The sequence below is a fragment of the Roseateles chitinivorans genome, from assembly GCF_002761755.1.
Lineage (GTDB): Bacteria > Pseudomonadota > Gammaproteobacteria > Burkholderiales > Burkholderiaceae_C > Roseateles > Roseateles chitinivorans.
In genome coordinates this window covers 37,103-56,629 of the sequence record NZ_PEOG01000034.1, presented here as the reverse complement: position 1 = coordinate 56,629, position 19,527 = coordinate 37,103, and the positions used below count along the sequence as shown (strand labels likewise).

Below are 19,527 nucleotides of genomic sequence, written 5' to 3'. Positions count from 1 at the left end.
GCCTGCTGCGGGCGGCCCAGCAGGTCGCCCAGGCGCCTGGTGCGTTCGAGCACGCCGTCGAAGCGGTGCTCCGCGCGCAGCACGTGCAGCGGCACCTGAGCGGCCTCCAGCTGGCGCAGGACCGCGGGCGGGCCGGCCTCCTCGGTCGCGACGATCATCGTCGGCGCCAGCGACAGCAGGCCTTCGGCCGCGAGCGTGCGCGCATAGCCGACGTTGGGCAGCTTCGTCGCCGGCGCGGGATGGAGCGAGGTGCTGTCGACACCGACGAGCTCGGCCTGCGCGCCCAGCGCATAGATCAGCTCGGTCAACGCGCCGCCCACGCTGATGACGCGCCGCGACGCGGCGCCGGCAGGACCGCCGATCGTCAGCAGCGCCGCGGCCGGCGCCAGGGCGAGGACATGGCGGCGGCTCAGCATGGCACCGCCTCCGGCGCGGCTTCGACCAGGCTCTCCAGCAGCTTGCGCCAGTCGCAACGCTCGGCCTGTCCCGGCTTGCGCTCGCCGAACAGCATCGCGATGGTCCGGCCCTGCGCGTCGAACAACTCCAGCGAGCACACCAGGCCATCCACCGTGGGCTTGCGCACCAGCCAGGCCGCGGCGATGTGGTCCTCGCGCAGGTGCAGGTTGAAGCCCGGATCCAGCACGTTGATCCACGGTCCCATCATCGCGACCTTGTTCACCGGGCCGCTGTGGATCTGGATCATCCCGGGGTTGCCGACGAAGACCATGAGCGACACGCCTTCCTGCGCGGCGCGGCTCAGCAGCTCCTGCGCGCTGGACAGCGCCACCGGCTGCGCGAAGCGCGGCTCCGCCAGACGCAGCGCCTGGGTGCGGCTCAAGCCGTGGCGCCTGAGCAGCCCGAAGAAGTCGTGCGTGTCGCGCAGCGAGGCCCATTCCGCGCGGAAGGCGGCGACGTCGATGCGCTCGTCGGGCGTCTCCGCCGGTTCCCGCCAGGCCTCGCCCGGCTCGAAGCCGGGCCGCTGGTCCTCGGCCAGGAAGCGCGCCACCAGCGCCTCGTAGGCGACCAGGTCGCTCTCCGGCTTCATGAAGACCTTGTGGATGGCCTGCCCCGCCGCGTCGAAGAACTGCAGGCTGCGCTGCACCGCGCCGTCGGACAGGCGCTCGGCGACCGCGAAGCCGTGGCGCCAGTGGCTGTAGAAGATGCGCAGGTCGATCGCGCCGCCGAGCACCAGGCCGACCAGGCGCTGCGGTCCCTGCGCGCTGACCTCGCGATAGACGCCGACCTTCTCGTGCACGCAGGACTCGTTGCGGGTGAGCGCCATGACCGGCCCCAGCGGCTCGAGCGCCGCGACGAGGTCCTGCCAGTCGGCGCGCAGCCGGCGGGCGCGCAGCGGCGACTCGTCGTCGGCGAACGCGCCGGCGTGGGCCGCGAGCAGCTCGGCTTCCGAAATGCTGAGCGCGCTGGCGATGTCACGGTGGCGGGCCTTGCGCTCGTGGCGCGCCGTGGCGAAGGCCTGGCGCAGGGCGGTGAAGCTGGCATGCATGGAAGGACTCCTGATCAGAAATCGGCGCGCAGCGACACCTGCACGGCGCGTCCGGGGGCGGTGAAGGCATCGACGACAGCCAGGCCGGCCGCGTTGGCGGCGGCGCCCTGGACATCGCTCCAGCGCCAGTACTTCTTGTCGAAGACGTTGGTCACATAGGCGGCCAGCGTCCATGTCGGCGAGAGCCGATAGCTGCCGCCCGCGTCGACGACGTCGTACTTGGACGGCGCGTACTGGGTCGTGCGCGGCGCGACGTAGATGTCGGACGGCTTCTTGCCCGAGCTGTGGACCCAGCTGGCGTTGGCCGTCCAGGGGCCGGATTCGTAGCGCACGCCAAGCTGGCCGCGCAGCGGCTGGACGCTGTTCAGCGGACGCTTCTCGCCATTGAAACGGCTGTGGCCGCGCGACTTCGCCACGGCGGCGTTGAGGCTCAGCCCCGGGCGCAACTCCCAGACCGCGCGCGCTTCCACGCCCTTGATGCGGGCCTGGGCGAGGTTGACGTACTGGAAGATCGCCGGATCCGCCTGCGTCAGCGAGCCGCTGACCTGCTCCTGCGAGATGAAGTCGCGATACCGGTTGTCATAGGCGCTCAGCTGCCAGCGCAGGACCTGCTCGAAGCGTCCGCGCAGGCCGAGTTCCCAACTGGTCGAATGTTCCGCCTTCAAGTCCGGATTGGCGATGGACCGGTAGCCCTGCAGCGGGTTCTCGAATCCGCTGTTGACCTGGTCGGGTGCCGGTGCGCGGAAGCCCTGCGCCCATTGCACATACGGCTGCAGCGACGGCTGCGCGCGCCAGATCACGCCGACGCGCGGCGTCACCGCGTGGTCGCTGAGCGGGACCGCGTTGCCGCTGTAGCCGGACGACTTCGGCTTGAGCTGGTAATGCTCGAAGCGCAGCGCCGGAATGATGCTGAAGTCGCCCGCCTCGATCTCGTCCTGCACGAAGGCGCCGGCCAGCGTGTAGGTCGTGTCGGGGAAGGGCTTGCTGGGGAAGCTCTCGCCCGCCGGCGGGACGGTGCCGTCGCGGACGCCCTCGATCGTGTTGCGGCTCACGTCGACGCCGTAGCTCAGCCGCTGACTGGCGAGCTGCGTCTGCGCCTGCGAGCTCAAGCCCAGCAGGCGCTCCTTGTAGGTGCCCAGGCGGATGCGGTCCGCCGCGCCGTTGCGGTCCTCGAAGGAGAACTGCCGGGTCTCGCTGTCCTGCACATACAGATGCGTGGTCGCCTGCTGCAGCCAGGTCGCGTTGAGGTCCTCGTAGCGGTGCTCGATCGAGGCGCGCGTGCGCTCCGACTTGTCCCGCGCAGCGAGGCCCAGCACCGCCGTGGTCGGTAACGTCCCACTGGCCGGCGGCGCGGTGATGGCGCTGAGCACGTCGGTGTCGACCTTGCGCTCACGATGCTCCAGGGTGCCGCTCAGCCGATGGTTCGCATTGATGCGATAACCGAGCTTGGCCATCACGCTCCGGCTGTCGATGTCGGCGGGATTGGCTTTGGTCCGGTTGGTGTTGCGCGCGTCGTTCTCGCCCTCGTTCTTCGTCTCATGCCCGCGGCGCACGGTGGCCTGCAGCAGACTGCTCCAGTCGCCCGCGCCGAAGGCGACCGCGGCGCTCGCCTGCCGCGAGTTGTCCACGCTCGCCGCGCCGAGGCGCGCGAAACCGGCGAAGGTTTTGCCGTCCACCAGCAGGTCCTCCGGCGAGAGGGTGCGCAGGCTCAGCGCGCCGGCCAGGCCGTCGCTGCCGTAGGAGGTCGAGGTCGGGCCGCGCAGCACCTCGACGCTCGACAGGCTGTTCAGGTCGACGAAGTCGGCCCGGCCGCTCGCGAACGCGCCGAACGCGTAGCTCTGCGGCAGTCGGATGCCGTCGACCATCATCAGCACCCGGTTGCCCTCCAGGCCGCGGATGTTGATGCCCTCGTTGCCCGGCCGGCCGGTGGAGGCGCCGGCGGCGGTGAAGCGCGGCGCCGTCGCCTTGACATCGAGATCGACTTCCTCGGACAGCAGGTCCTTGAGGTCGCGTGCATCGCGGCGCTCGAGCTGCTTGCGGTTCTTGACGGTGACCGTGTTGGGCACCGCGTCGATCGAGCGTTCGGTGCGGGTCGCGGAGACGGTCAGCTCGCCAAGCGGCTGGGGGGCCTCGGCGGTCGGCAGGTTCGTGGCAGCCGGCGTCTGGGCGAAAGCCAGCGGGAATGCCAACGACAGGGCCAGCGCGACGGGCGTCGGGCGCAGTTGCATGGTGTCGAAATCCTTGTAGTTCTTGGATCTCGCACGGGCTGGCGCGGCGCGGGCTGGTGCGGGCGGTCCTCTCGGACGGCCGGGTTCGGGTCAGGGAACGGGGAGGCGAGCGGGCGGGCGGTCCTCGGCCGGCCGCCGCTCGGCGGGTCACCAGCTCACTTGGTGAGGATCAGCTTGCCCAGCGAGGTCACGCGCAGTCGGTAGAGCTGGCCGGCATGCTCGATCTCGACCTCGCGGTCATTGCCCATCAGTGCCTGGCTGCTGATGCGCCGGCGCTGGACCAGCGGAGCCGCTTCACGCGGCGAACCTGCGGCGACCCGGGCGCCATCCAGCGCAACGGCTTGCAGGGCTTCGATGTGGGAGTGGTGATGGGCATTCATGCGACGCATCTTAATGAGAACGATTCGCAATAGCAACCGAGAATCGCGGCGATCGCTTTTTTCTTGATGGATCCGAGCCGGCGAGAGGAGAGCGCGGGCTGCGAATACTTCGCATGCAGAGCGGCTGGGGCGGGTCTTGTCCCCATTCGTCGTAGGGATGAGGACAATGCGCGCCATTCCGTACGATTTCCAGGAGAAGAACATGAAGGGCGATGCCAAGGTCATCGAGTACCTGAACGCGCAGCTGAAGAACGAGCTCACCGCGATCAACCAGTACTTCCTGCATTACCGGATGCTCAAGAGCTGGGGCTTCGAGAAGCTGGCCAAGCACGAGTACGCCGAGTCCATCGAAGAGATGAAGCATGCCGACAAGCTGATGGATCGCATCCTGATGCTGGAAGGCCTGCCGAACCTGCAGGACCTGGGCAAGCTGTACATCGGCGAGAACGCCGTCGAGGTCCAGCACTGCGACCTGAAGATCGAGATGGGCAGCCATCCCCTGCTGAAGGAGGCCATCGCCTACTGCGAATCGGTCCGCGACTACGTGTCGCGCGAGGTCCTGGAAGAGATCCTGTCCGACACCGAGGAGCACATCGATCATCTGGAAACCCAGATCGAGCTCATCGCCCAGGTCGGCGAACAGAACTGGCTGCAAAGCCAGATGGGCGACGCCAGCTGAACGCCAGCCACGTCCATCCTGGGGCCCCAGCCGTCGCCAGGACCCCAAAGCCCCGCTTGCCGGGGCTTTTTTGCGTCCGCGCCGCCGTGCAGGGTGGCTCGGCGGGGAGGCCGTGTCGCGGTTCGCCGACATTGGCCGGACGGCGCAAAGGGGCTCTGCAACCTAATTGAGAGGAATTCGCGTTTGCGTTAGTATCGCGTCCATCCCAGGTTCATTCCTGTCCTGCCGCCATGATCGTCTGCCTCTGCCACCGAGTTTCCGACCGCGACATCCGCCGCACCGTGGCCGATGGCGTGCACAACTTCGAGGTGCTCCAGGACGAGACCCAGGTGGCGTCGGCCTGCGGCAGCTGCCATGACTGCGCCCGCGAGATCTTCGACGAAGCCCGGCGCGCCTGCGCCGCCGCCCACGGCGTGACCTGCGCGAGCAGCGCGCGCGTCATCCCGATCGCCCAGATGGCCGCGGCCTGATCCGGCATCGCCACGCGGCGCTCGGCCGCTGCCGGACGCGTTGGCGCCGGACAAAGCAAAACCGCAGACCGGTCGCCCGGTGCTGCGGTTTCTTTTTTGGGATCGTCGAGGACGCCGTCAGCGACGTCCTCGCGTCATCGCCGCTTACTTGGCGGCGGAAGCGCCTTCGGCAGGCTTCTCGGCCTTCTTGTGGGTCTTGTGCATCGCCTTGTCGCCGGAGGCCTTGTGGTGCTTGGCGGTCTTGTGCTCGGCCTTGGCATCGGAGGCCGGGGCGGCCGTCGCGGCCGGGGCGGCTTGCGTGGCGGGCGCAGCCGGCGTGGCGGTGCCTTGGGCCATCGCGGCGCCGGCGATCAGCAGGGCGGGAATCAGGGCCAGGGTCTTGACGGTCTTGAAGGCTTGCATCTGGTTTACTCCAGCGGGTTGAACAAGGTGAGCGAACAACGACGCCGCGTGATCGTGTGTTGACACCGGTTCGCAGCTTTGCAATGGGTTACGCAATCCGCACGGGTCCTTCACGCGTCGGGTCTTGTGCGATGTCGGCAGCGATGGGCATCGGGCAAGATGCCCCGCACCTACAGGAGACCGTCCATGACCGCCCCATCCCATGCCTTCGACTGGACCCGCGGCTACCCCAGCCAGCGCAGCCCGGTCTTCGCGCGCAACGTCGTGTCGACCTCACACCCGCTGGCCGCGCAGGCGGGACTGCGCATCCTGGGTCAGGGCGGCAACGCGGTCGACGCGGCGATCGCCACGGCCGCCTGCATGACGCTCGTCGAGCCCTGCAGCAACGGCCTGGGCTCCGACGCCTTCGCCATCGTGTGGGACGGCCAATCGCTGCAAGGGCTGAACGCCTCCGGCATCGCGCCGCAGGCTTGGACGCCCGACTACTTCGACCGCAAGCATGGCGCCGGCACCGCGATGCCGCGTCGCGGTTGGGACGCGGTGACCGTGCCGGGCGCGGTCGCCGGTTGGGTGGCGCTGAGCGAGCGCTACGGCAAGTTGCCTTTCGCCGACCTGATGGCGCCGGCCATCGAGATCGCCGAGCGCGGCTATGCCGTGCCGGTGATCGTGCAGGGCAAGTGGCGCATGGCGTCCGAAGTGGCCGATCTGGTCGCGCAGCCCGGCTTCGCCGAGGCCTTCCTGCCGCGCGGGCGAGCGCCCGAGGTGGGCGAGCTGTTCCGCTTCCCGGGCGCGGCGCGGACGCTGCGCCTGATCGCCGCGACGAAGGGCGAGGCCTTCTACCGCGGCGAGATCGCCGAGGCCACCGCCGCCTTCGCGCGCGAGACCGGCGGCGCGATCACCGCCGCGGATTTCGCCGCCTATGCGCCGCAGTGGGTCGATACGATCTCGATGGACTACGCCGGCCACACCTTGCATGAGATCCCGCCCAATGGGCAGGGCATCGCGGCGCTGATCGCGCTGGGCATCCTGAAGCACTTCGACGTCGGCGCGCTGCCGGCGGACTCGACCGCGTCGCAGCATCTGCAGATCGAGGCGATGAAGCTGGCCTTCGCCGACGTCTACCGCCATGTCAGCGATCCCCGCACGATGAAGGTCCAGGTCGCGGAGCTGCTCGATCCGGACTACCTCGCCCGCCGCGCGAAGCTCATCGACATGAAGCGCGCGCAGGACTTCCAGGCCGGCAACCCGGTCAAGGGCGGCACCATCTACCTGACCGCCGCGGACGAGAGCGGCATGATGGTCAGCTTCATCCAGAGCAACTACATGGGCTTCGGCTCGGGCGTGGTGGTGCCGGGCTACGGGCTGTCGCTCCAGAACCGCGGCCATGGCTTCACCCGCGAAACCGGGCATGTCAACGTCGTCGCGCCGGGCAAGCGGCCGTTCCACACGATCATCCCGGCCTTCCTGATGAAGGACGGCCAGCCGCAGATGAGCTACGGCGTGATGGGCGGCAACATGCAGCCGCAGGGCCACATGCAGACGCTGGTGCGGATGCTCGACTACCGCCAGCATCCCCAGGCCGCCTGCGACGCGCCGCGCTGGCGCTTCAACGAGGGGCTGTCGATCAATGTCGAGCCCTCGATGAAGCCGGAGACCATCGACGGCCTGCGCGCGCTGGGTCATCAGATCGGCGACATCCACGACAGCTACCAGGACTTCGGCGCCGGGCAATTCATCTGGCGCCTGGGCGACCCGGCGGTGGAAGGCTATGTCGCCGCGAGCGACCCCCGTCGAGACGGCGCCGCCGCGGGCTGGTGAACGTCGACGGCCGGGGCGGCCCGCGGCGCGCAGGCCCCCTGTCTTTCCTCACTTGTCGCTGTCGGAAGGGCGCTGATAGCATCGGCGCCTTCTTCCTCCCCGGAAGCTCTCACGCCACGATCCCCGATCGGAGCCGGACCCCATGACCAAGCTGCTGGACCGCACCAAACACGACGCCCTGGCGTCGGTGCGCGCGCTTGGGCCGTCCGGCTGGGCGCGACGACCGTAGGCGTCCGCACGACGCCCGCCGGCCCTCGACGGCCGGTCCCCAGGTCCCTGGCTTTTCGCGACGGCGACGCTCACCGCGTGCCGCTCGCCCGATCCGCGTCCGGCGCACGACGCCCCGCGTGGATCGCATCCGGAGTGTCAACATGCTGCCGATCAAGGCATCCACGTGGGTCGACCGTCTGCTCGACCGCTTCCTCGATCTCCTGCGGCTGCCCGCCGGCGATCTGCTGCGCAACCTCGTCTACCGGCGTCTGTGGACGTCGATCCTGATCAGCTCGCTGGGCGGGCAGATCACCCTGCTCGCGCTGCCGCTGACCGCGGCGGTGCTGCTGCATGCCTCGCCCACCCAGATGGGCGTGCTCACCGCGATGGAGCTGGTGCCTTTCGCGCTGTTCTCGCTGCCCGCCGGCGTCTGGCTGGACCGGGTGCGCAAGCTGCCGGTCTACATCGTGGGCGAGCTGACGCTGGCGGTCGCCGTGGGCAGCGTACCGGTGGCCCACTGGATGGGCTGGCTCGGCATGCCCTGGCTGTACTTCGTCGGCTTCCTGCTCGGCACCGTCTACACGATCGCGGGCAGCGCCTCGCAGATCGTGCTGACGCAGGTGGTGAGTCGCGACCGCCTCGTCGAGGCCCACGCGAAGAACGCACTCGCGTCCTCGGGCGCCGAGGTGGCTGGCCCGGGCGTGGCCGGTGCGCTGATCAAGATCGTCGGCGCGCCGCTGGCGCTGGCGGTGGACGCGCTGCTGCTGGTGGTGTCCGCGGCCATCCTGCGCGGCGTGAAGGTCACCGAGACCCTGCATCGCGGGGACGGCGCCCACTTCTGGCGCGACCTGAAGGCCGGCATCGCCTTCGTGCACGGCAAGCGCATGCTGGTCGCGCTGGCCTGCGCGGTCGGCGGCTGGCAGATGTTCAACCAGGCGGCGCAGGTGGTGCAGATCCTCTTCGCGACGCGGGTGCTGGGACTGTCCGCGCAGAGCGTGGGCCTGTCCTACATCGCGCTGGGCGCGGGTACGGTGCTGGCGAGCGCGCTGGGCCACCGCATCAGCGCGCGCTTCGGCCCCGGCCCCAGCCTGATCGGCGGCTTCGCGATGTGCGGCATCGGCTGGGCGGCGCTGTGCGTCGCGCCGGCCAATGCGGTCGGCGTCGCGGCCTTCGCCTTCACCCTGTTCATGTTCGGTGTCGGCGCGGTGCTCATCTTCATCAACTTCCTGTCGCTGCGACAGGCGGTGACGCCGGCCCCGCTGCTCGGCCGGATGACCAGCACCATGCGCTGGCTGATCCTGATCCCCGCCGGCCCCGGCGCGCTGATCGGCGGCTGGCTCGGCGAGCATGTCAGCCTGCGTGCCGCGCTGGCCTTCGCCGGGCTCGGCGCCTTGCTGCTGGCGGTGCTGGCCTGGCAGGTCCAGGCGATCCGCGCGGTGAAGGCGCTGCCCAAGGTCGAGGGCGAGGAGCCTGCGCTGGGCGCCGAGGCGATGCCGGGGGTGCCGCCCCCCGCGTCCTCGGCCGGCGCGCAGCTGCAACCCGCCAACGGCAACTGAGGTCCGACCCATGCGCATTCAAACCGCCCCGGATCCGCTCCTGGTCGAGGTGCCCGAGCGGCTCGACACCGCCCGGCTCGTGCTGCTGTCGCCGCGCGCCGGCCTCGGTCCCGCGCTGAACCGTGCGGTGCTCGAGGGCCAGGAGCATCTCAAGCCCTGGATGCCCTGGGCGCACGAGACGCCCACCGTCGAGCAATCCGAGGGCGTCGTGCGGCGCATGCAGGCGCAGTTCCTGCAGCGCGAGCACCTCGGCTACTACCTGCACGAGCGCGGCGCGGAGGGGCGGCCCGGGCGTCTGATCGGCGGGGCGGGGCTGCACTCGCCCGACTGGCAGGTGCGCCGCTTCGAGCTGGGCTACTGGATCGTGCCGTCGCACACCGGCCGGGGTCTGGTCGTCGAAGTCGTCGCCGCGCTGGTGCGCCTGGGCTTCGAGCAATTGCGGGCGCGCCGCCTGGAGATCCGCACCGACAGCCGCAACGCGGCGAGCCGCGCGGTGGCCGAGCGCTGCGGCTTCACGCTGGAAGGCGTGCTGCGACGCGACGCGCTCGATGTCGCGGGCGAGGCGTGCGACAGCTGCGTCTACGGCATGACGGCGCTCACCGAGCTGCGGGAGCCGGCGCGTTGACGGCACTGGCGGCCTTCACCGGCCGCATTGGCTGCATTGGCCGCATCGCTGCATTGGCCGCATCGGCGGCGACGAGGGCGGTCAGGCGGTCGGGCTGAAGCGGTCGACCGCGTCGGTGATGATGCCGTCCACGCCATTGGCGATCAGCCATTGCGCGGCCGCGGCGTCGTTGACGGTGTAGACCAGCGCCTTCATTTCCGCCTCGCGCAACCGCGCGACCAGCGCCTGGTCCATCAGCGCGTAATGCGTGATGACCGCCCGGCAGCCCAGCGATTGGGCCAGTTGCAGCCAGCCGTCGCCCTCGAGCTTGTCGAGCAGGAGCCCGCGTGGCACCTGCGGCGCCGATTCGCGGGCGCCGCGCAGCGCCTCTGGCTGGAAGCTGCTGAACAGCACCGACAGCGGTGCCGTCTCCTCCCACAGCCGCAGCACCTCCCGGCCGACGATCTCGCCGGTGCGGAACTCGTCGCCCGGCGTGGGCTTGAGCTCGATGTTCAGCACATGCTGGTTGCGACGCACGAAGGCCGCGATGCTCTCCAGGCTTGCGGGCGGCTCGCCGGCGAAGGCGCGGCTGTGCCAGCGTCCGGCGTCCAGTCGCGACAGCTCGCTCCAGCTCCGGTCGGCGGCGCGGCCGCGCGCGGTCGTCGTGCGGTCCAGGGTCGCGTCGTGCAGAAGGAAGGGCACGTCATCGGCGCTCAGCTTCACGTCGCACTCGAAGGCGCGATAGCCATGCCGCGCGCCTTCCCGGAACGCGGCCAGCGTGTTCTCGGGTGCGAGCTTGCCGGCCCCCCGATGGGCCACCCAGAACGGCACTGACCACGGCCAGCTGGGTTCATCGAGGGAATGCATCGAGACCGTCATGTCGTTCTCCCTGTTCGCTGTCGCGATCGCTCGTCTGTGGCCGGTCGAGATGGGCCGCACGCCGGTGGCGTCCGGCCGCGCGTCAGTCGACGCGCTGTCCGGTCGCCGGGTCGAACCAGTGCAGCCGCTCGCCGGGCGCCTGCAACAGCACCTCGTCGCCGGGGCGCGGCGGCGTGTCGGTGCCGTCGATGCGCAGCGTGAAGGCCGCCTCGCCGAGCCGGCCATAAACCAGGCGCTCCGCACCCAGCATCTCGACCATCTCCACCTTCAGCGGCCAGGCCGTCGCGTCGGCGGCGACGGCTTGCCCATCGTGCGGCAGCGCATGCTCGGGACGCAGGCCCAGGATCAGATCGCCGTCGCGCGGCGCGGGCAGCGGCAGGTGCAGCGAGGTGCCGCCGACGAGGAAGCGCTGCGTACCGCCCTGCGTTTCCACCCGCCCCTTGAGCAGGTTCATCGCCGGCGAGCCGATGAAGCTCGCGACGAAGGTCGTCGCCGGGCGGCCGTAGACCTCTTCCGGCGTGCCGAACTGCTCCATGCGCCCCCCGTTCATCACGACGATGCGCTGCGCCAGCGTCATCGCCTCGACCTGGTCGTGGGTGACGAAGAGCGAGGTGACGCCGAGCTCGCGATGCAGCTTCTGGATCTCCAGCCGGGTCTGCACCCGCAGCTTGGCGTCGAGGTTGGACAGCGGCTCGTCGAAGAGGAAGACCTGCGGATCGCGCACGATCGCCCGGCCCATCGCCACCCGCTGGCGCTGGCCGCCGGACAGCTCGCGCGGCCGGCGCTGCAGCAGGTGCGACAGCTCCAGGATGCCGGCCGCCTTGTCCACGCGGGCGCGGATCTGCTCGGGCGGCAGCTTGCGGATCTTCAGGCCGTAGGCCATGTTCTCGAACACGCTCATGTGCGGATACAGCGCGTAGTTCTGGAACACCATTGCGATGTCGCGCTCGGCCGGCTCGATCTCGTTGACGACGCGATCGCCGATGGCGATCTCGCCGCCGCTGATCTCCTCCAGCCCGGCGACCATGCGCAGCAACGTGGACTTGCCGCAGCCCGAGGGGCCGACGATGACGACGAACTCGCCATCCGCGATCTCGGCGTTGACGCCGTGGATGACCGGGTTGGCCTTGGCGCCGGAGCCGTATTGCTTGACGACGTTGCGCAGGGAAATGCTTGCCATCGGAGTCTCTTCTTGTGTCTTTACTTCTCGGCGTCCACGAGGCCCTTGACGAACCATCGCTGCATCAGCACCACCACCAGCGCCGGCGGGATCATCGCCAGCATCGCGGTGGCCATGATCACGTTCCAGTCGTTGGCGGCGTCGCCGCCGCTGATCATCCGCTTGATGCCGATGACCACCGGGTACATCTGCTCGTCGGTCGTCACCAGCAGCGGCCACAGGTACTGGTTCCAGCCGTAGATGAACTGGATGACGAAGAGCGCCGCGATGCTGGTGCGCGACAGCGGCAGCAGCACGTCACGGAAGAACTTCATCGGCCCGGCGCCGTCGATGCGGGAGGCCTCGACCAGTTCGTCGGGCACGGTCAGGAAGAACTGCCGGAACAGGAAGGTCGCCGTCGCGGAGGCGATCAGCGGCACCGTCAGGCCGGCATAGGTGTTGAGCATCTTCAGGTCGGAGACGACCTGGTAGGTCGGCCCGATGCGGACCTCCACCGGCAGCATCAGGGTGACGAAGATGGCCCAGAAGAAGAAATTGCGCGCGGGGAAGCGGAAGTAGACGATCGCGAAGGCGGACAGCAGCGAGATCGCGATCTTGCCCACCGCGATGACCATCGCGGAGACGAAGCTGATCCACATCATCTGTCCGACCGGCGCCTTGGAGCCGGCGCCGCTGCTGCCGAACAGCGCGGCCGAGTAGTTGTCGACCAGGTGCGCTCCGGGGGTGAGCGACATCGGCGACTGGACGATCTCCGCGGCCGTCTGCGTCGAGGCGACGAAGGCGATGTACAGCGGGAAGGCGACGATCAATACGCCGAGCACCAGGATCAGGTGGGACAGCAGCGTGAGGGCGGGGCGGCGCTCGACCATGTCAGTACTGCACCTTCTTCTCGACGAAACGGAACTGGATGACGGTCAGCGCGACCACGATCGCCATCAGCACCACGCTCTGCGCGGCCGAGCCGCCCAGGTCCAGCGCCTTGAAGCCGTCGTAGTAGACCTTGTAGACGAGGATCGCGGTGTCCTTGCCGGGGCCGCCCTGGGTGGCGGCGTCGATGATGCCGAAGGTGTCGAAGAAGGCGTAGACCACGTTGATCACCAGCAGGAAGAACGAGGTCGGCGACAGCAGCGGGAAGGTGATCGTCCAGAAGCGGCGCCACGGGCCGGCGCCGTCGATCGCGGCGGCCTCGATCAGCGACTTGGGGATCGACTGCAGTCCCGCCAGGAAGAACAGGAAGTTGTACGAGACCTGCTTCCAGACCGCGGCCATCACCACCAGCGCCATCGCGTGGTCGGCATTGAGCAGGTGATTCCACTGGATGCCCACGCGCTGCAGGCCATAGGCCACGACGCCGATGGACGGCGCGAACATGAACAGCCACAGCACGCCGGCGATCGCCGGCGCGACCGCGTAGGGCCAGATCAGCAGCGTCTTGTAGACCGGCGCGGCGCGCACCACGCGATTGGCCATCGTGGCCAGCAGCAGCGACACCGCCAGCCCCAGCACCGCCACCAGCAGCGAGAACATCGCCGTCGTCTTGAACGAGGCGAGGTAGCTGTCGTCGTTGAACAGCTGGCGGAAGTTGTCCAGGCCGACCCATTCGGTGGACAGGCCGAAGGCATCCTGCTGCTGCAGGCTCTGCAGCAGCGCCTGGCTGGCGGGCCAGAAGAAGAACACGCCGATCACCAGCGCCTGTGGCGCCAGCAGCAGCCAGGGCAGCCAGCGCGATCGGAACACCACGCGTTTCTGTTGGGACATCCGGGATTGACGTCGAGAGGAATCGAGGGGGCGGCGGGAGAACCGCCGGAGCGGCCCGCGCCGCCCCGGGCCGGTTCAATGCGGGATCAGAGCTTGGCGGATTTCTGGAAGCGCTCGAGCAGCTCGTTGCCACGCTTGACCGCGGCGTCCAGGCCTTCCTTGGGCTGCTTCTTGCCGGCCCAGACCTGCTCCATCTCCTCGTCGATGATGGTGCGGATCTGCGCGAAGTTGCCCAGCCGCACGCCGCGCGACTTGTCGGTCGTCTTGCGGATCATCTGCTGCACGGCCACGTCGGTGCCCGGGTTCTGCTTGTAGAAGCCGCTCTGCTCGGTCAGCTCGTAGGCCGCCTTGGTCACCGGCAGGTAGCCGGTGCGCTTGTGGCTCTCGGAGGCGACCTCGGCCTTGGACAGGTACTGGAAGAAGGCGGCCACGCCCTTGTATTCGGCCGGCTTCTTGCCCGCCATCACCCACAGGCTGGCGCCGCCGATCACCGTGTTCTGCGGCGCGCCGGGCACGTCGGGGTAGTAGGGCAGCGGCGCGATGCCGGAGGCGAACTTGGCGTTCTTCTTGATGTTGGCGTACAGGCCGGAGGAGCCGGTCATCATCGCGCATTCGCCCGAATAGAAGGTCGCGTCGGCCGTGTTGCCGCGGCCCTTGTAGACGAACAGGCCCTGCTTGGCCATGTTGGCCAGGTTCTCGATGTGACGCACATGCAGCGGCGAGTTGAACGCCAGCCGCGCGTCCAGGCCGCCGAAGCCGTTGTTCTTCGTCGCGTACTCGACGTTGTGCCAGGCGGAGAAGCTCTCCAGCTGCGTCCAGCTGACCCAGCTGGTGGTGAACGGGCACTTGTGGCCGGCCGCCTTGAGCTTGGCGGCCGCGGCGGCCACCTCGGGCCAGGAGCTCGGCGGCTTGTTGGGATCCAGGCCGGCGGCCTTGAACGCGTCCTTGTTGTAGTGGAAGACGGTGGTCGAGCTGTTGAAGGGGAAGCTCAGCATCTGGCCGTTGGGCGCGGTGTAGTAGCCGGCGACGGCAGGAACATAGGCGGCGTTGTCGAACTTGGCGCCGGCCTGCTGCATCACCTGGCCCACCGGCACGATGGCGCCCTTGCTGGCCATCATCGTGGCGGTGCCGACCTCGAACACCTGCAGGATGTGCGGCGCGTTGCCGGCACGGAAGGCGGCGATGGCGCCGGCCATCGATTCGTCGTAGCTGCCCTTGTAGGTCGGGACGATCTTGTAGTCCTTCTGGCTGGCGTTGAAGTCCTTGGCCAGGTCGTTGACCCAGTCGCCGAGGGCACCGCCCATCGAGTGCCACCACTGGATCTCGGTCTGGGCCGAGGCGGCGAACGGGGTCATCAGCGCGACGGCCGCGACGGACGCGGCCAGCAGGGAGGTCTTGAGAGGCTTCATGGGTCTCCGATGCTCGGGGAGGGTGGTTTTGCGGTCCCGGGGCGGACATCGTCGGGTGGACGGTCCACCGGGGGCCGGCGAGCTTATCGGCGCATTGTGACACTGGCGAACCATCCATCGCAGGGTGCGAAGCCACCCTTCCCTAGAGTCCCTCGCCGGGGCTGGCCCTCTGGCGCTGCGGTAGGATTCCGCCCATTGCCCGAACCGGGCCGGCCGCTGATCGCGGCCATCGCGAACGCCCCTTCCAACCCCGTGTCCAGCGGGCGCGGGGACCACAAGTCCGGGGCGCCGTCCGGCACCGGGCCCCATGCTTTCCCCCAGCCTGGCATCGGCACCTTCCCCAGGGCGCCGGCCTGCCGCAACCCCGGTGCGCGAGCACCTGGCCGCCATGAACGCACCGCATCTGCTGATGCCCGCCGACCCCGCGATGGCCGGCGACGTGACCCCGCCGCACACGCCCGCCGCCCGGCTGCGCGAGATTCCGTACAACTACACCTCCTTCTCCGATCGCGAAATCGTCCTTCGCCTGCTCGGCGCCCGCGCCTGGGAGCTGCTGGACCAGCTGCGCGGCGAGCGCCAGACCGGCCGTTCCGCGCGGATGCTGTACGAGGTGCTGGGCGACATCTGGGTGGTCCAGCGCAACCCCTACCTGCAGGACGACCTGCTGGACAACCCCAAGCGCCGCGAAGCGCTGATCGGCGCGCTGCGCCATCGCCTGGGCGAGGTGCAGCGCCGCCGCCATCCGGAGGGCGACGCCAAGCGCGACGCCTGGGTCGGCGAACTGCTGACCGCGGCCGAGGCCGCCGTGGCCGCGTTCTCGCACCAGTTCGACCAGGTGGCCGAGCTGCGCAAGCGCGCCACCAAGGTGTTCGCGAAGCACACCGCCAAGGACAACATCAAGTACGACGGGCTGTCCCGTGTCGCGCACGTCACCGACGCGACCGACTGGCGTGTCGAGTACCCCTTCGTCGTGCTGACACCGGACACGGAGGCCGAGATGGCCGCCCTGGTGGCGGGCTGCTTCGAGCTGGGCCTGACGGTGATCCCGCGCGGCGGCGGCACCGGCTACACCGGCGGCGCGGTGCCGCTGGTCTGGAACAGCGCGGTGATCAACACCGAGAAGCTCGAGGCCATGCGCGGCGTCGAGATGCAGCGCCTGCCGGGCGTGGACCGCGAGGTGCCCACGATCTGGACCGAGGCCGGCGTGGTCACCCAGCGCGTGTCCGACCTGGCGGAGCTGCATGGCTTCGTCTTCGCGGTCGACCCGACGTCGGCGGAGGCGTCCTGCATCGGCGGCAACATCGCGATGAACGCCGGCGGCAAGAAGGCCGTCCTGTGGGGCACCGCGCTGGACAACCTCGCCTCGTGGCGCATGGTCACGCCGGACGCGAAATGGCTCGAGGTCGTGCGCGTCAACCACAACCTCGGGAAGATCCACGACGTCGAGGTCGCCAGCTTCGACCTGCACTACTACGACGCGACCGGCAAGACGCTGGAGCGCACCGAGCGTCTGGACATTCCCGGCCGCACCTTCCGCAAGGAGGGCCTGGGCAAGGACGTCACCGACAAGTTCCTGGCCGGCCTGCCGGGCGTGCAGAAGGAAGGCTGCGACGGCCTGATCACCAGCGCGCGCTGGATCGTGCACCGCATGCCGGCGCATGTGCGCACCGTCTGCCTCGAATTCTTCGGCAATCCGAAGGACTGCGTGCCGTCGATCGTCGACATCAAGGACTTCATGTTCGGCGAGATGAAGAAGCCGAACGGGGCGATCCTCGCTGGCCTCGAGCACCTGGACGACCGCTACCTGAAGGCGGTCGGCTATGCGACCAAGAGCAAGCGCGGCGGGTTGCCCAAGATGGTGCTGATCGGCGACATCGTCGGCGACGATGCCGATGAGGTCGCCCGCGCCACCAGCGAGGTGGTGCGCCTGGCCAACGGCCGCTCGGGCGAAGGCTTCGTCGCCGTCAGCGCCGACGCGCGCAAGAAGTTCTGGCTGGACCGCAAGCGCACCGCGGCGATCTCGAAGCACACCAACGCGTTCAAGGTGAACGAGGACGTCGTGATCCCGCTGCCCCGCATGGGCGAGTACACGCTGGGCATCGAGCGCATCAACATCGAGCTGTCGCTGCGCAACAAGCTGGCGCTGGTCGAGGCGCTGCGCGAATTCTTCGCCGCGGGCAACCTGCCGCTGGGCAAGAGCGACGACGCCGGCGAGATCCCCAGCGCCGAACTGCTCGAGGACCGCGTGGCCCAGGCGCTGGCGCTGCTGGACGAGGTGGGCGCGCAGTGGCGCACCTGGATGCAGGAGCTGGACCTGCCGCGCGACGGCGAACGCAGCTACTTCGAGCAGCTGCAGGACTACACGCTGCGGGCGAGCTGGAAACGGCAGATCCTCAAGCCGCTGCAGGACGTCTTCGCCGGTGCCTCGTTCGCGCCGATCCTGGCCGAGTGCAAGCGCATCCACAAGGAGGTGCTGCGTGGCCGGGTCTGGGTGGCGCTGCACATGCATGCCGGCGACGGCAACGTGCACACCAACATCCCGGTGAACTCCGACAACTACGAGATGCTGCAGACCGCGCACGAGGCGGTGGCGCGGATCATGACCCTGGCGCGCTCGCTGGATGGCGTGATCTCGGGCGAGCACGGCATCGGCATCACCAAGCTGGAGTTCCTCAACGACGAGGAGCTGGCGGGCTTCGCCGGCTACAAGGCCAAGGTCGACCCGGAAGGCCGCTTCAACAAGGGCAAGCTGCTGCGCCCGGGCACCGGTGGCCACGGCGGCCAGAACACCTTCGCCGACCTGACCAACGCCTACACGCCCAGCTTCGGCCTGATGGGCCACGAGTCGCTGATCATGCAGCAGAGCGACATCGGCGCGATCAGCGAGTCGATCAAGGACTGCCTGCGCTGCGGCAAGTGCAAGCCGGTCTGCGCGACGCACGTGCCGCGGGCCAACCTGCTCTACAGCCCGCGCAACAAGATCCTGGCGACCTCGCTGCTGGTGGAGGCCTTCCTCTACGAGGAGCAGACCCGCCGCGGCGTGTCGATCAAGCATTGGGAGGAGTTCGAGGACGTCGCCGACCACTGCACCGTCTGCCACAAGTGCGTGAATCCCTGCCCGGTGAAGATCGACTTCGGCGACGTCACGATGAACATGCGCAACCTGCTGCGCAAGATGGGCAAGAAGAGCTTCAAGCCCGGCAACGCGGCAGCGATGTTCATGCTCAACGCGACGAACCCGGAGACGATCAAGATCGCCCGCGCGGCGATGGTCGGTGTCGGCTTCAAGGCGCAGCGTGTGGCCAACAGCCTGCTCAAGCGCGTGGCGCGCAAGCAGACCAGCGCGCCGCCGGCGACGGTGGGTGTCGCGCCGGTCAAGGAGCAGGTGATCCACTTCATCAACAAGAAGCTGCCGGGCGGGCTGCCGAAGAAGACGGCCCGCGCGCTGCTCGACATCGAGGACAAGAACTACGTCCCGATCATCCGCAACCCGCAGAAGGCCTCGGCGGACGCGGAGGCGGTCTTCTACTTCCCCGGCTGCGGGTCGGAGCGGCTGTTCAGCCAGGTCGGCCTGGCCACGCAGGCGATGCTCTGGCACGCCGGCGTGCAGACGGTGCTGCCGCCGGGCTACCTGTGCTGCGGCTATCCGCAGCGCGGATCCGGACAGTTCGACAAGGCCGAGAAGATCATCACCGACAACCGGGTGCTGTTCCACCGCGTGGCCAACACGCTGAACTACCTCGACATCAAGACGGTGGTGGTGAGCTGCGGCACCTGCTATGACCAGCTGCAGGGCTACAAGTTCGAGGACATCTTCCCCGGCTGCCGCATCGTCGACATCCACGAGTACCTGCTGGAGAAGGGCATCCAGCTCGACGCCAAGCAGGCCTACCTGTATCACGACCCCTGCCACTCGCCGATGAAGCTGCAGGACCCGATGAAGACGGTGAAGGCGCTGGTCGGGCCGGAGGTGATGAAGAGCGAGCGCTGCTGCGGCGAGAGCGGCACGCTGGGGGTGACGCGGCCGGATGTGTCGACGCAGGTGCGCTTCCGCAAGGAAGAGGAACTGCGCAAGGCCGAGACCCAGTTGCGCGCGACCGGCAAGGTCGGGGCGGAGGAGAACCTCAAGATCCTGACCAGTTGCCCGTCGTGCCTGCAGGGGCTGAGCCGCTATGGCGGGGACCTGCAGAACGGGCTGCTCGAGGCGGACTACATCGTGGTCGAGATGGCCCGCAAGATCCTCGGCGAGAACTGGATGCCGGAGTACGTGGCCAAGGCCAACAACGGCGGGATCGAGCGGGTGCTCGTCTGAGGAGGCGGGCGCGCTAGGGCGCGCCCCTCACCCCAGCCCTGTCCCGCAAGCGGGGCGAGGGAGAAGACTCTCCGGCCCATGGCGGCGCTGCTCATTGACTCCCTCTCCCTCTCCCTCTCCCGCTTGCGGGGGAGGGTC

16 protein-coding genes are annotated in these 19,527 nt (G+C 69.0%); 6 read left to right on the top strand and 10 right to left on the bottom strand.

The genetic code is table 11. The features are described from left to right. The 4 genes from CS062_RS13925 to hemP form a co-directional block, all read right to left on the bottom strand. A partial coding sequence (locus CS062_RS13925) for an ABC transporter substrate-binding protein (RefSeq protein ID WP_158238787.1) occupies window positions 1–416 on the bottom strand: 416 nt, incomplete at its 3' end. Continuing rightward, window positions 410–1,504 carry a hemin-degrading factor gene (locus CS062_RS13920; RefSeq protein WP_099862215.1) on the bottom strand — a complete coding sequence of 365 codons (1,095 nt, stop codon included), beginning with the start codon at window positions 1,502–1,504 and terminating at the stop codon, window positions 410–412. The genes CS062_RS13920 and CS062_RS13925, both read right to left, overlap by 7 nt. Before the next feature lie 14 nt (window positions 1,505–1,518). After that, window positions 1,519–3,732, bottom strand: coding sequence for a TonB-dependent hemoglobin/transferrin/lactoferrin family receptor (locus CS062_RS13915; protein ID WP_099862214.1), 2,214 nt, complete (start codon window positions 3,730–3,732; stop codon window positions 1,519–1,521). Between the two features lie 155 nt (window positions 3,733–3,887). Next, a complete protein-coding gene (gene hemP / locus CS062_RS13910; RefSeq protein ID WP_091726334.1) occupies window positions 3,888–4,112 on the bottom strand; it encodes a hemin uptake protein HemP in 225 nt (74 codons plus the stop codon). Window positions 4,113–4,314: 202 nt separating this feature from the next. Between hemP and bfr the strand changes: the two genes are divergently transcribed. Together bfr and CS062_RS13900 are read left to right on the top strand one after the other, a co-directional pair. Beyond that, window positions 4,315–4,791 (top strand): bacterioferritin, encoded by a 477-nt coding sequence (bfr, locus tag CS062_RS13905; RefSeq protein ID WP_067068504.1) that lies wholly within the window; start codon window positions 4,315–4,317, stop codon window positions 4,789–4,791. A 230-nt stretch (window positions 4,792–5,021) separates the two neighbouring features. Then, on the top strand, window positions 5,022–5,261 hold the full coding sequence (locus tag CS062_RS13900; RefSeq protein ID WP_091726330.1) for a (2Fe-2S)-binding protein: 240 nt from the start codon (window positions 5,022–5,024) through the stop codon (window positions 5,259–5,261). Between the two features lie 144 nt (window positions 5,262–5,405). Here the strand turns inward: CS062_RS13900 and CS062_RS13895 are convergent, their stop codons facing one another. Then, window positions 5,406–5,663 carry a hypothetical protein gene (locus CS062_RS13895; protein WP_099862213.1) on the bottom strand — a complete coding sequence of 86 codons (258 nt, stop codon included), beginning with the start codon at window positions 5,661–5,663 and terminating at the stop codon, window positions 5,406–5,408. Between the two features lie 186 nt (window positions 5,664–5,849). Here CS062_RS13895 and CS062_RS13890 point away from each other — a divergent pair, with 186 nt between their 5' ends. From CS062_RS13890 to CS062_RS13880, 3 genes are all read left to right on the top strand, one after another. After that, the gene (locus CS062_RS13890) at window positions 5,850–7,481 is read left to right on the top strand and encodes a gamma-glutamyltransferase family protein (RefSeq protein ID WP_099862212.1); all 1,632 of its coding nucleotides are present in this window, start codon (window positions 5,850–5,852) and stop codon (window positions 7,479–7,481) included. 371 nt (window positions 7,482–7,852) lie between these two features. Then, window positions 7,853–9,247 (top strand): MFS transporter, encoded by a 1,395-nt coding sequence (locus tag CS062_RS13885; protein WP_099862211.1) that lies wholly within the window; start codon window positions 7,853–7,855, stop codon window positions 9,245–9,247. Window positions 9,248–9,257: 10 nt separating this feature from the next. Further along, on the top strand, window positions 9,258–9,872 hold the full coding sequence (locus CS062_RS13880) for a GNAT family N-acetyltransferase (RefSeq protein WP_099862210.1): 615 nt from the start codon (window positions 9,258–9,260) through the stop codon (window positions 9,870–9,872). An 81-nt stretch (window positions 9,873–9,953) separates the two neighbouring features. On the opposite strand, the gene ugpQ is transcribed toward CS062_RS13880, so the two are convergent. The 5 genes from ugpQ to ugpB form a co-directional block, all read right to left on the bottom strand. Next, a complete protein-coding gene (gene ugpQ / locus CS062_RS13875) occupies window positions 9,954–10,730 on the bottom strand; it encodes a glycerophosphodiester phosphodiesterase (RefSeq protein ID WP_233218055.1) in 777 nt (258 codons plus the stop codon). 82 nt (window positions 10,731–10,812) lie between these two features. Continuing rightward, complete coding sequence (locus tag CS062_RS13870) at window positions 10,813–11,910, bottom strand: sn-glycerol-3-phosphate import ATP-binding protein UgpC (RefSeq protein WP_099862209.1); 1,098 nt, start codon at window positions 11,908–11,910, stop codon at window positions 10,813–10,815. 20 nt (window positions 11,911–11,930) lie between these two features. Next, on the bottom strand, window positions 11,931–12,779 hold the full coding sequence (gene ugpE / locus CS062_RS13865; RefSeq protein WP_091726300.1) for a sn-glycerol-3-phosphate ABC transporter permease UgpE: 849 nt from the start codon (window positions 12,777–12,779) through the stop codon (window positions 11,931–11,933). Window position 12,780: 1 nt separating this feature from the next. Further along, on the bottom strand, window positions 12,781–13,668 hold the full coding sequence (gene ugpA / locus CS062_RS13860) for a sn-glycerol-3-phosphate ABC transporter permease UgpA (RefSeq protein ID WP_099862208.1): 888 nt from the start codon (window positions 13,666–13,668) through the stop codon (window positions 12,781–12,783). Between the two features lie 86 nt (window positions 13,669–13,754). Continuing rightward, window positions 13,755–15,077: a sn-glycerol-3-phosphate ABC transporter substrate-binding protein UgpB gene (ugpB, locus tag CS062_RS13855; protein WP_099862207.1), complete on the bottom strand. Its 1,323-nt coding sequence runs from the start codon at window positions 15,075–15,077 to the stop codon at window positions 13,755–13,757. Window positions 15,078–15,465: 388 nt separating this feature from the next. Here ugpB and CS062_RS13850 point away from each other — a divergent pair, with 388 nt between their 5' ends. Next, entirely contained in the window at window positions 15,466–19,389 is a 3,924-nt protein-coding gene (locus CS062_RS13850) for an FAD/FMN-binding oxidoreductase (protein WP_099862206.1), read from the top strand. The last annotated feature ends 138 nt before the right edge of the window (window positions 19,390–19,527 follow it).

Excerpts from the sequence above, each read along its gene's own strand:
- CS062_RS13885 (WP_099862211.1), top strand. The coding sequence starts at position 7,853 with ATGCTGCCGATCAAGGCATCCACGTGGGTCGACCGTCTGCTCGACCGC.
- CS062_RS13880 (WP_099862210.1), top strand. The coding sequence starts at position 9,258 with ATGCGCATTCAAACCGCCCCGGATCCGCTCCTGGTCGAGGTGCCCGAG.
- hemP (WP_091726334.1), bottom strand. The coding sequence starts at position 4,112 with ATGAATGCCCATCACCACTCCCACATCGAAGCCCTGCAAGCCGTTGCG.
- bfr (WP_067068504.1), top strand. The coding sequence starts at position 4,315 with ATGAAGGGCGATGCCAAGGTCATCGAGTACCTGAACGCGCAGCTGAAG.
- ugpQ (WP_233218055.1), bottom strand. The coding sequence starts at position 10,730 with ATGACGGTCTCGATGCATTCCCTCGATGAACCCAGCTGGCCGTGGTCA.
- ugpE (WP_091726300.1), bottom strand. The coding sequence starts at position 12,779 with ATGGTCGAGCGCCGCCCCGCCCTCACGCTGCTGTCCCACCTGATCCTG.
- ugpA (WP_099862208.1), bottom strand. The coding sequence starts at position 13,668 with ATGTCCCAACAGAAACGCGTGGTGTTCCGATCGCGCTGGCTGCCCTGG.
- CS062_RS13850 (WP_099862206.1), top strand. The coding sequence starts at position 15,466 with ATGAACGCACCGCATCTGCTGATGCCCGCCGACCCCGCGATGGCCGGC.
- CS062_RS13890 (WP_099862212.1), top strand. The coding sequence starts at position 5,850 with ATGACCGCCCCATCCCATGCCTTCGACTGGACCCGCGGCTACCCCAGC.
- CS062_RS13870 (WP_099862209.1), bottom strand. The coding sequence starts at position 11,910 with ATGGCAAGCATTTCCCTGCGCAACGTCGTCAAGCAATACGGCTCCGGC.
- CS062_RS13915 (WP_099862214.1), bottom strand. The coding sequence starts at position 3,732 with ATGCAACTGCGCCCGACGCCCGTCGCGCTGGCCCTGTCGTTGGCATTC.
- CS062_RS13900 (WP_091726330.1), top strand. The coding sequence starts at position 5,022 with ATGATCGTCTGCCTCTGCCACCGAGTTTCCGACCGCGACATCCGCCGC.
- ugpB (WP_099862207.1), bottom strand. The coding sequence starts at position 15,077 with ATGAAGCCTCTCAAGACCTCCCTGCTGGCCGCGTCCGTCGCGGCCGTC.
- CS062_RS13920 (WP_099862215.1), bottom strand. The coding sequence starts at position 1,504 with ATGCATGCCAGCTTCACCGCCCTGCGCCAGGCCTTCGCCACGGCGCGC.
- CS062_RS13895 (WP_099862213.1), bottom strand. The coding sequence starts at position 5,663 with ATGCAAGCCTTCAAGACCGTCAAGACCCTGGCCCTGATTCCCGCCCTG.